The organism is Moorena sp. SIO2C4, assembly GCF_010672485.1.
Classification (GTDB): domain Bacteria; phylum Cyanobacteriota; class Cyanobacteriia; order Cyanobacteriales; family Coleofasciculaceae; genus Moorena; species Moorena producens.
The window spans coordinates 1-10,638 of record NZ_JAAHGN010000141.1 but is presented as its reverse complement, the minus strand read 5'-3'; the positions used below and the strand labels follow the sequence as shown (position 1 = coordinate 10,638).

The following is a 10,638-nucleotide window of genomic DNA, read 5'->3' as shown; positions in this document are numbered from 1 at the left end:
TGTCTGGTGGATGTTTCCCAGGACGTGATTGTACGAGACCTTGATTGTGGCACCAGTCGGGGCATCAAAATCGCAGCCATGACTGACGGCGATCGCATTTTAATTTCCCTAGCGGATAAGCTCTTAGGTCGAATTGTAGCAGAGGAATTGGTTCATCCAAAAACCGGGAAAGTAATTGCTAAACAAAACCAAGATGTATCTGATCAACTAGCCAAAGAGATTGAATCGTCTGGTATTAAAGAGGTAATGGTGCGATCGCCTCTAACCTGTGAAGCCCAGCGGTCAGTTTGCCAGAGATGCTATGGTTGGAGCTTAGCTCATGGGCACATGGTGGATTTGGGCGAAGCGGTGGGGATTATTGCTGCCCAGTCTATTGGGGAACCAGGAACTCAGTTGACTATGCGGACCTTCCACACAGGGGGTGTGTTTACCGGGGAAGTGGCACGCCAGCTCTCTGCTCCCGTTAAGGGTGTAGTAAACTTTGGCAAAAGCCTACGTACCCGCCAAGTTAGGACTCGCCACGGTGACGAGCGTCAACAAGTGGAACTAGCTGGGGATCTGATTTTGGCACCAACTAATGGCTCTGCCAAAACCTTTCCTTTAACAGCGGGCTCCTTGGTCTTAGTCAGTGATGGGCAAACAGTCAGCAAGGGTGATCTGTTAGCAGAAGTAGCCCTGAGTAAAAGCCGTCCTTCCACAGAAAAAGCGGCTAAGGATGTGGCATCGGACTTAGCCGGGGAAGTGCTATTTGCCGACTTAGTCCCTGAGGAAAAAACAGATCGACAGGGTAATACTACTCGGATTGCCCAACGCAGCGGTTTGCTCTGGATTTTATCTGGGGACGTCTATAACCTACCCCCTGGTGCCGAACCGGTGGTGAAAAATGGGGATACTGTAGAGATTGGCACAGTACTGGCGGAAACCAAATTAGTCACACTCAATGGTGGTGTGGTGCGACTGACCCCAGGCAAAAGAGAAATTGACATTATCACAGCTTCCGTCCGCTTGGATCAATCACAGGTGAGAATGGAAAGCACGGGGGGTCGGGAACAATATGTGATTCACACTGCCAATAATCAGCACTTTTCCCTGAAGGCAACCCCTGGCACAAAGGTACTCAACCACCAGGTGGTGGCGGAACTGATTGATGACCAATACTACACTAAAACCGGTGGCATTATTAAATATGCTGGTGTAGAGGTGGCTAAACGGGGTAAAGCCAAGCAAGGTTACGAAGTTACCAAAGGCGGTACCTTACTCTGGATTCCGGAAGAATGCCATGAGGTCAACAAAGATATTTCCCTGCTGCTTGTGGAAGACGGTCAATATGTGGAAGCAGGCACAGAAGTGGTTAAGGATATCTTCTGTCAATCGTCAGGTGTAGTGGAAGTTGTCCAAAAAAATGATATCCTCCGGGAAATTGTGGTTAAGCCTGGGGAATTTCATCTGGTGGAGAACCTACCAGAGACCATGACTAGTGAGGGTCACCTGATCTATCCCGGCTCGGAAGATTTGCCAGGGATAACGGTAGAAAACCTGTGTTATGGAGAAGCAGTTGACACACCTGATGGTATGGGACTGCTGCTGCGGCCAGTGACTGAGTTTGCTGTACCAGATGAACCAGCGGTTCCCTCTCAGGCGTCCATTAATACCCAAGACAATTCCAACCAAGGGACCCAAGGAACCCAGATTCAATTGCGAGCCATCCAACGCATTCCCTATAAAGATGGAGAACGGGTCAAGTCTGTGGATGGGGTGGAATTACTCCGCACCCAGTTGGTATTGGAAATGAGCAACCCCGATGCTGGCAGTGACCATTCTAGTTCATCCCAGCTGAGTGCTGATATTGAGTTAGTCAGTACTGAGGATGAAGCCTCTGAGGATATGCGATTACAACTGGTGATCCTGGAGTCGTTGGTGGTTCGCCGGGATACCAATGCAGATCCGTTAGGGGGTAATACCAAAACCCGGATTTTAGTAAATTATGGGGACGAAATTCCTCCAGGTGCGGTAGTTGCTCGAACAGAAATTCAGTGCAAGGAAGCTGGTGAAATCCGGGGAATTCAAGAAGGATTAGAAGCCATTCGCCGAGTGCTGGTGGTCAGGGATGCTGACCGAGTCACAATCCCCATTACGTCTCCTGCCACAGTCAAAGTAGGGGATTTGGTCGTTGGTACCAACACCTTAGCGGAAGGGACACCCGCTGGAGAATCAGGTCAGGTGGTTCAGGTGACGGATGATTCTGTTATCCTGCGACTGGCTCGTCCATACCGAGTTTCTGCGGGGGCAATTTTGCAAATTGACAAGGCAGATTTGGTGCAGCGGGGTGATAACCTGGTACTACTGGTGTTTGAACGGGCTAAGACAGGGGATATTATCCAAGGTTTGCCCAGGATTGAAGAACTACTAGAAGCTCGCAAACCCAAAGAAGCCTGTATATTGGCCAGACGTCCTGGAGAAGCCCAGGTGATTTATGAAGAAGGCGAAACCGTTGATATCAAGGTAATTGAGTCAGACGGAGTCGTGACCGATTACCCGATTTCGCCTGGGCAAAATGCTATTGTTTCCGATGGTCAGCAAGTCGGTACCGCTGAACCCATCACCGATGGCCCAGCCAATCCCCATGAAATTTTAGAGATTTTCTTCAACTACTGTCTCGAAAAAAGAGGTGTCTACGAAGCTGCTTTAAAGGGATTGCAACAAGCACAAGCATTTTTGGTAAATGAAGTACAGTCGGTGTATCAGTCTCAAGGAATTGATATTGCTGATAAGCATATTGAGGTGATTGTTCGTCAGATGACCTCTAAAGTGAGGGTAGACGATGGTGGTGATACCACTATGCTACCAGGAGAACTCGTGGAGTTGCGGCAGATTGAGACAGTGAATGACGCCATGGCCATCACTGGTGGTGCGCCAGCTCAATATACACCGGTACTACTGGGAATTACCAAAGCATCCCTTAATACCGATTCATTTATCTCTGCTGCCAGCTTCCAAGAAACTACTCGTGTGCTGACAGAAGCAGCGATCGAAGGGAAATCTGACTGGCTCAGAGGTCTGAAAGAGAATGTCATCATTGGGCGTCTGATTCCCGCAGGAACTGGTTTCAATTCTTACCAAGAGCCCACTCTTGGTAATCCAGAACCGGAATTCGACCATGGGAGTAGCATGGTCTATGGCTATGGTGAACCCGCCGATAGTACTGAATTACAGCAAGGCAACCTGCTTGATGATAACACAGCCCGTGTTTACAGCTTAGATGAGGAGAGTGATTTGGCTACTGATCCTAGCAACTTAGACCTCTTGAATGGAAATTATTAACCATAAGCTTGAACTCTACCCCGGATAAATCTTGGGAAAAACAAGGGCGTCTGATCATCAGCTTTTTAAAAGCTTTTGATCAGACGCCCTTACGGTATTATTTAGTATGATTCATTCCTATCACCAGACTTCAACCTAGCTGTATGCTTAGGTCTGGATGCAGGCGCTGATCGGGTTTACACGGGGATTATAAGGTGCGGACGCCACCCTGGGCACATAGCCCCCAATGATTTATAATACACCGGTGCTGGACTAACGTAGTTTCATCTTAAAATAAGAAGAAGGGGTTATAAACATGACAACTGTCAGCAAAAGTGAAAAACTCAAGGAAATACAGGAAGCCTATAAAAAAAGTAATAATTCGATGGCTTATGAGTTGTGTAGAGTATTTGAACAGGTCTGGCAAGTTGCTCCAGATGAATCAGCCTTAGCAATCGCCAATAAGATTATGTCAAAAGATATATCTTATTTTATGTTTGTCTTTGATTTGGACACGGAGGAAGATTATAGCGAAAAGCTCAAACAGGCTAGCAAGGAATCATATGGAAGTCGTAGAGAATGGCGTCAAAAATTAGAAGACTTAGAAGGGAAAAAACAGCTGGAAGCAGAAGAAGAGGAAGTTAAGGAAAATTTGTTAAATTTACTGAGTGATTCTAGCGCTGATACTGATAGCAAGATCAGAGAAAATTTATTAGAGATAGTAAAAGCTTGTCTTTGATGAAACCAGACCATTACCCGGATCTCTACTACCATCACTGTTGCTTCAATGCTCCCTTGCTAGAGGTTACAGGTAAATCAAAGCGTCTCTCGCTCACATAACCCTTGATCAGCTCAGTTATTGACAAAAGTGGGGTATTGAGTTAACCAGACAATTGGTGAAAACGCGATTGACCTACGGTCACGCTACGCGAACGCATTCGCACCGCATCCCCTGTCCCACTTAGCTTGATGTAGGGTGGGCAGTGAAGCAAACCGATTCACCAAGCTGGCCATAGCCTTGGGTTTGCACTGCTGCCCACCAACGGATTAATCACAATGCTCCATGATCTCAGTTTAACGGAGAGGAAGAACAGGGCAAAGACAAGCCAGATCAAGGAGATTTTAACTAGTCAGTTATTTCCGAGACGGTGTACTAGTCGTTATACAAACTTTAGATCCAGTGTTCAGTCTGTAAGGGTTTATAAGTTTTATCTCAAGGAAGGCAAGCAAATGGCGCAGGGTGCGTTTTATCCAGAAGATGAACTGTTTTTAGAAGCAGTAAAGCTTTGGGATTTAGACAAGTTATATATAGATATTGGCGAGCAAAAACAGAGGGAAACTCAGAATAAAAGCACACTTACATCAGTGGAAAAAGTGTACTTGAGAGGATTGCTTTGTGGCTACTCCCCAAAAAAAATAGCTGAGACTCTCCATCGGAGCTCTAACTCAATCGCTGTTGCCCTGACTAGGGGATTGTATCGATATGTCGAAGCACTAACTAATCGAGAATTAAATAGCCTCACTAACTGGAAAGACGTCTCTAAGTGGCTAGAAGTTGCAGGATACAAAATGCCTCAGTACCACCACGATTGGGGGGAAGCACCAGAAATTTATGCTTTCTATGGACGCACTAATGAAGTCAATCAACTGCAGCAATGGATTAGTAAAAAGCAATACTCACTAGTAGGGATTCTCGGTATAGGAGGGATTGGTAAAACCACTCTTGCTGTCAAACTTGCAAACAACCTTCAAGGGGAATTTGAGTATATTATTTGGCGTAATCTGCGCCATGCTCCACCCCTGAAACAACTGCTAGTAGAGCTGATTCAATTCCTATCTCACCAGCAATCATTCAATTTACCAGAAGACATCAACGCTCTTATTTCTAGCTTGATAAAATGTTTACAAGAGCATCGGTGTCTGATCGGACTGGATGACGCAGAGCAGATTCTAAGTCCTGGCGCTATAGCTGGATACTATCAAGCCAACTATGAGGATTATGGTCAGCTATTTAGACGAGTAGCACAGGAAAAACACCAAAGTGCTTTGCTGCTGATCAGTTGGGAAAAATTTCTACAACTAGAGTTACTGGAGCAAAAAAATAACACTACTGCTTCATTAACCCTGAAGGGGTTACCTACAGAAGAAGCTGAGAAAATCTTAGTAGATAACGGGTTATTTGGAAATACAGAAGAATGGGAAACCTTGATTACCCGTTATCGAGGCAATCCCTTAGCATTAAATCTAGTAGCGACAACAATTGAAAAATATTTTAATGGCAGTGTATCGAAATTTTTAAGCTTGAATGAGGTATTTGTTCCTGAGCCAATCAGGTTAATTTTAATTGCACAGTTGAATCGCTTAGATAAGTCAGAAAGAGAAGTGATCAGGTATCTAGGGATAAGTACCAAACCCGTACCCGTTTCCCGGGAACAATTGCGCCAGGATATGACCATTAGCTCGGATTCAAAACTAATCAATGTTTTACAATCCCTCCAGAGGCGTTCACTCATTGAGACATTCACAGACATTAGTCAAACTTTTTTCACCCTATACCCTGTAGTTAGTTCGGTGATTCTTAGTATTAGTTAAAAGGAGAAAAGATAACAGGGAACAGGGAGGAGTGTGGGAAGTTTGGGAAGTTTGGGTAGGGTGGGGAGAGAAAAAGGTATATTTACCCTATTCCCTATTCCCTGTTCCCTGTTCCCTGTTCCCTGGGCATAGCGCTATAACAATTGACCTGAAATTTACTTACTTAAAAACTAAGTCATTAACGGGAGAGGATTTCTGCAATGGCGAAATGCCAGCCAAATCCAAAATCTGGGGAATCAAGTCTTCTCGCCGGACTGCCATCATATGAACACCCTGGCACAGTTGCCGTGCGAGCTTAACTTGCTCAGCGGCAATTTTTATCCCTTCTTGTAACTGATTATCTGCTGCTGCTAGCCGATCAATAATTTCGTCAGGGATATTAACCCCTGGAACTTTTTTATTAATAAACTTAGCGTTTTTAGCGGATTTGAGCAAAAATATCCCTGCTAAAATTGGCTTATTAGTACCAGCAGCAATCTGAACCATAAACTTCTCTAGGCGATCAAAATCACAAATGAGCTGACTTTGAAAAAACTGTGCTCCCGCCTCTAGTTTCCGTTCAAACCGACTCTGTAAGCCTGACCAACTCTTGAGCTGGGGGTCTACCGCTGCACCAGTAAATAAATCAGTTGCTTGATCAGTAAGGGGCTTATCATTGAAATCAACCCCTTGATTTAGCTTAGTAATTAGTTGCAATAGGCGTACTGATTCTAAGTCAAATACACTTTTAGCATCAGGATGATCACCTGCTTTGACTGGATCACCAGTTAGGGCGAGAATATTACCGATACCTAAAGCATTAATACCCATCAAGTCAGCTTGCAAGGCGATGCGGTTGCGATCGCGACAAGCCACCTGACAAATTGGTTCAATGCCCTGCTGGTGTAAAATCACCGAGGCTGCCCAAGACGACATCCGCATGACTGCCCTAGAGCCATCAGTAATATTGATAGCATGGACTCTATCTTTGAGGGTTTGAGCCATTTTGACCATGTGAGCTGCGTTACCCCCCTTGGGGGGTGCCACTTCTGCAGTAATCAAAAATTCACCGGATTCAACGGCAGTGCGAAACGAGTTATTAGTAGGGTTAGTCATTGGTTATAGTATTTACTTATCAGAGTCGGAGAGTTTGAGAGGGAAAAGAATACCCCGTCCTCAAAGGTCGGGGATGAATTTTACCTCTCAAATAGTGTTAATATAAAAAGTAAGGGTCTCAAAAAAAACTGGGTATTGACCCTACTCAGCTACCCTCGGTGCGTTCGCGTAGCGTGGCCATAGGCCAGGGAAAGTTACGCCCAGGTCGATAACAACCAACGGTGGTTGTGCAAAGGATACCCCATTCCTGCGACGGATGGGGAGGTTCAACTCCAGGAATTAGGTTACAGCAATGAACCCTAATGCAGTTTTTACCCTGGACAAGGTCTGGTTTGCGATCGCTTCTGCTTTTTGTCGCCCCTCTCGCAACACCGACTCAAGATAGCCCTGCTCTGACCTCACATCGTGATACTTCTGTTGAATCGGCTTGAGCGCTTCAATGGTTACTTCTGTGAGTAAGGGCTTGAATTTGCCCCAACCCATATCCCGACATTCTGTAGCCACCTCTTCCTTTGTTTTCCCAGAAAGCAGGGTATACAAAGTTAGTAGATTCTCACATTCCGGGCGTTCTGGATCATCAAACCATAATCCTTTAATCGGGTCAGTTTTACAGCGCTTGATTTTCTTTTGGATCTCCTCAGGGGAGTCAAGCACGTTAATCCTGCTCAACTCGGATGGATCAGACTTAGACATTTTGCGCCTGCCATCAGTAAGACTCATCACACGAGCACCAGTTTTTCGGATCATAGGCTCTGGCAACTTTAGCACAAGTTTCTCCTGACTGCCAAACTTGTCATTAACTCGGATAGCGATATTACGAGTCAGTTCGATGTGTTGCTTTTGGTCCTCTCCCACTGGAACTTGATCGGCATCATAAAGTAAAATATCCGCTGCCATCAATACCGGGTAGTCCAGTAAGCCAGTACTGACATTTTCCCCTTGTTTAACCGCTTTTTCCTTGAACTGGATCATTCGCTCTAGCCAGTTAAGAGGGGTAATGCAGTTGAGCAGCCAAGCTAGTTCACTGTGGGCAGGGATATGGGATTGTACGAAGATGGTAGAGCATTCTAAATCAATCCCGCAGGCTAAGTAGAGGGCAGCAATGCTTAAGGTATCTTCTGCTAGAGTTGCTGGGTTATGGGGTACAGTAATAGCGTGTAAATCAACTACACAAAATAGATTATCATACTGACTTTGACCTTCGACCCAGTTGCGGATAGCTCCAAGATAGTTACCCAGGTGAAGATTGCCAGTTGGTTGAACTCCAGATAGAACGCGCTGTTTACCCATGTATGATCTAGTGATTGCTTAAATCGGTTTGCCGAAACGGTATCAGTGTAATCCAATTTTCCCACTGGTTAGGCTAAATTTGGATTATTTTCGCCATTGCTATGGTAAGCATTCAGCTATCAGCGATTAGCGCTACGGGCACGCTACTTGAGGTGCTATCAGCTTTGGGTCTGTGGCCACGCTACACCGAACAGTTTATGCCCATAGCACACGCTACTCGCCCAGCGTGCGCGTAGCGCAATCGGTGCTTTTAGGTGCGACCCGTGGCGAATTTAATTCTTAATGGTAAGAGCGCACCTTTGAATAAAATAAGCTGACGGCTGACGGCTGACGGCTGAATGCTTACTTGCTAGGTCGTTAACCTAGGGAAACCTTCAGCCATAAGTTCAGCCATCAGTTAAAATTTTTTGCCATTTAGGGCAGCTTGGATGAGAAGATAGTGGGGTAAAGATTCTTAATATTTTCTTAATCGGACTTATAGTATGGCTGAAATTCAGTTCTCTAGAGGCATCAAAGAAGAAGTTGTGCCCGACGTACGTTTGACTCGCTCCAAAACTGGTCAGACTGGCAGTGCAACCTTTATTTTTACCAAGCCTAAAGTATACGATAAAGACTCTAAGGATGAGATCACCGGAATGTACATGATTGATGAGGAAGGTGAGATTTCTACCAGTAAGGTTAATGGCAAATTTGTTAATGGTGAACCAATGGCTATAGAAGCAACTTACATAATGAAATCTCCAGAAGAGTGGGATCGTTTCATGCGTTTTATGGAACGGTATAGTGAAGAAAATGACTTAGGATTTACTAAATCCTAACAGTATTAAGTTGAGTCTTGAGTGCTGGGTACTAATGTCTGGTTTACAGGGTCTGGTTTACACCCAAGCGTCAACCCTCAAAAACGCTTAAGCATATGCGCTACGTGCACGCGTGCGCGTTCAGCTGTCAGCGGTCAGCCGTGAGCTAAAGGCTCACGCTGCGCGAACAGCAGACTTAACTCAGCATTATTCGAAGGCTTACCTCTTTCATTCAAAAGCTGTTCGCGTCGGCTGCCCGTAGCGCATAAGCTGATAGCTTACTAAAAAGCTTAGTACTCAGCACTATACCCAAGTCAGATATCGCTGATTTGCTTAGTAATCACATTAATCGGAGGAGAGCAATATACGCAAAGCTCATTAGCAATCGCTACCGCTTCTTCAGGGGTTTTATCTAAGTACATTGCGGTCAGAGCATAATCTTGTCCAGCACCAATGGCACCAAATTCATTAATTTTATCCACGAGATAGCCATCACTGATACAAAAAATATCCTGTTCTACTGCTAACAAATATTCGTTTCTGCGACCAAAGGTATCGTCTTTATCCTTTGCCCAACTATAAAATTCCACAATAAAATCGAGAACAGCCTCAACCGTAGGAGCTGCTGGAGAATGGTTTCTGGCAAATATTTGCATGAAACTCAATTCCATGGTATAACCCACGCCGCCAATAATCATGTTATTGATTTCAAATAGCTTGCCCCACTCATCCCCAGTTACCCGGTGAGTTTGCTTGAGGTATCCTGACAGCCGAATGCTATCGGAGGCAAAAACTAGTTGATCAGGGTATTTTCTGGCAGCGACAACGCTCATAAGTTGCTCCTAATGGTTTTAGTCGATGATTACGGTGAAACAGGCACCGATATAGCAGTCATTAACAAACTAGTTTAGCCTTATCCATCGCAACCAGTTCCTCTAGGGTGGGCAGTGCCTGGGGTGACCGGGTGTGGGGTGACCGGGTGTGGGGTGACCGGGTGAGGTGTGGGGTAGGGTGTTCACTTTGTGCGATGGCCATAGCTTAAACTTCATGCACTTTTTGTCTGATAGTATCAGACAGTGTATCTCTTGCATGATATCCATTCTGGGCTCAGGCCCATAATAAACAGCCTAGGCAGTGCCTACTAATATCAAGTCTGGTTGAATACCCATAATTAAGGAGAGGGTGGGGACGGTGGGAGGTGTGGGGAGATGGGGAGATGGGGAGATAGGGGAGATAGGGGAGATTTTTATTAAGGGTAATTATCCTGACATGATCTAACGCCCTGTGGCCAGCTGATCTGATCTCGGTGCATCTCAATGCAGGGCGGTCTTGGGGGAAACCCCCACTCGCGCTTTGCATCAAAACGGGAGTAGGAAACAGGAAAAAAATCCTGTGTACCTGATTAAGATCAGAACCGCTATCAGAAACACATTTTGAAACCCAAACCCCAGGAAGGATTAGCTGAGGAGAATAGTGTTGGAATCGGGAAGAAGTAGTTTTCGAGACTTCTTCCCGACTCCCGACTCCCGATTCCCGACTCCCGATTCCCGACTCCCGATTCCCG

General features: G+C 45.5%; 9 protein-coding genes. 5 read left to right on the top strand and 4 right to left on the bottom strand.

Annotation, left to right across the window (positions count from 1 at the left end):
• The 3 genes from F6K20_RS10395 to F6K20_RS10385 form a co-directional block, all read left to right on the top strand.
• Positions 1–3,321 (top strand): DNA-directed RNA polymerase subunit beta'' (locus F6K20_RS10395; RefSeq protein ID WP_287294604.1); only part of this gene is annotated, 3,321 nt, incomplete at its 5' end.
• Between the two features lie 295 nt (positions 3,322–3,616).
• Positions 3,617–4,039, top strand: a complete 423-nt coding sequence (locus F6K20_RS10390) for a hypothetical protein (protein WP_008185298.1) — start codon at positions 3,617–3,619, stop codon at positions 4,037–4,039.
• Positions 4,040–4,530: 491 nt separating this feature from the next.
• Positions 4,531–5,892 (top strand): NB-ARC domain-containing protein, encoded by a 1,362-nt coding sequence (locus F6K20_RS10385; RefSeq protein WP_008185296.1) that lies wholly within the window; start codon positions 4,531–4,533, stop codon positions 5,890–5,892.
• A gap of 159 nt (positions 5,893–6,051) precedes the next feature.
• Here F6K20_RS10385 and F6K20_RS10380 read toward each other — a convergent pair whose 3' ends face one another.
• Entirely contained in the window at positions 6,052–6,987 is a 936-nt protein-coding gene (locus F6K20_RS10380) for a methylenetetrahydrofolate reductase (RefSeq protein WP_008185294.1), read from the bottom strand.
• A 279-nt stretch (positions 6,988–7,266) separates the two neighbouring features.
• On the bottom strand, positions 7,267–8,277 hold the full coding sequence (gene trpS / locus F6K20_RS10375; RefSeq protein WP_008185292.1) for a tryptophan--tRNA ligase: 1,011 nt from the start codon (positions 8,275–8,277) through the stop codon (positions 7,267–7,269).
• A gap of 101 nt (positions 8,278–8,378) precedes the next feature.
• Between trpS and F6K20_RS10370 the strand changes: the two genes are divergently transcribed.
• Positions 8,379–8,513, top strand: a complete 135-nt coding sequence (locus F6K20_RS10370) for a hypothetical protein (protein ID WP_267873697.1) — start codon at positions 8,379–8,381, stop codon at positions 8,511–8,513.
• A gap of 246 nt (positions 8,514–8,759) precedes the next feature.
• Entirely contained in the window at positions 8,760–9,095 is a 336-nt protein-coding gene (psb28, locus tag F6K20_RS10365; RefSeq protein ID WP_008185291.1) for a photosystem II reaction center protein Psb28, read from the top strand.
• A 293-nt stretch (positions 9,096–9,388) separates the two neighbouring features.
• Here psb28 and F6K20_RS10360 read toward each other — a convergent pair whose 3' ends face one another.
• A complete protein-coding gene (locus F6K20_RS10360; RefSeq protein ID WP_008185288.1) occupies positions 9,389–9,907 on the bottom strand; it encodes an Ntn hydrolase family protein in 519 nt (172 codons plus the stop codon).
• Positions 9,908–9,968: 61 nt separating this feature from the next.
• Entirely contained in the window at positions 9,969–10,109 is a 141-nt protein-coding gene (locus F6K20_RS10355) for a hypothetical protein (RefSeq protein WP_154659818.1), read from the bottom strand.
• Between the last annotated feature and the right edge of the window lie 529 nt (positions 10,110–10,638).

Bases quoted from the DNA above. Each gene is read 5' to 3' on its own strand.
- F6K20_RS10380 (WP_008185294.1), bottom strand. From the start codon at position 6,987: ATGACTAACCCTACTAATAACTCGTTTCGCACTGCCGTTGAATCCGGT.
- F6K20_RS10370 (WP_267873697.1), top strand. From the start codon at position 8,379: ATGGTAAGCATTCAGCTATCAGCGATTAGCGCTACGGGCACGCTACTT.
- F6K20_RS10360 (WP_008185288.1), bottom strand. From the start codon at position 9,907: ATGAGCGTTGTCGCTGCCAGAAAATACCCTGATCAACTAGTTTTTGCC.
- F6K20_RS10355 (WP_154659818.1), bottom strand. From the start codon at position 10,109: ATGGCCATCGCACAAAGTGAACACCCTACCCCACACCTCACCCGGTCA.
- trpS (WP_008185292.1), bottom strand. From the start codon at position 8,277: ATGGGTAAACAGCGCGTTCTATCTGGAGTTCAACCAACTGGCAATCTT.
- F6K20_RS10390 (WP_008185298.1), top strand. From the start codon at position 3,617: ATGACAACTGTCAGCAAAAGTGAAAAACTCAAGGAAATACAGGAAGCC.
- psb28 (WP_008185291.1), top strand. From the start codon at position 8,760: ATGGCTGAAATTCAGTTCTCTAGAGGCATCAAAGAAGAAGTTGTGCCC.
- F6K20_RS10385 (WP_008185296.1), top strand. From the start codon at position 4,531: ATGGCGCAGGGTGCGTTTTATCCAGAAGATGAACTGTTTTTAGAAGCA.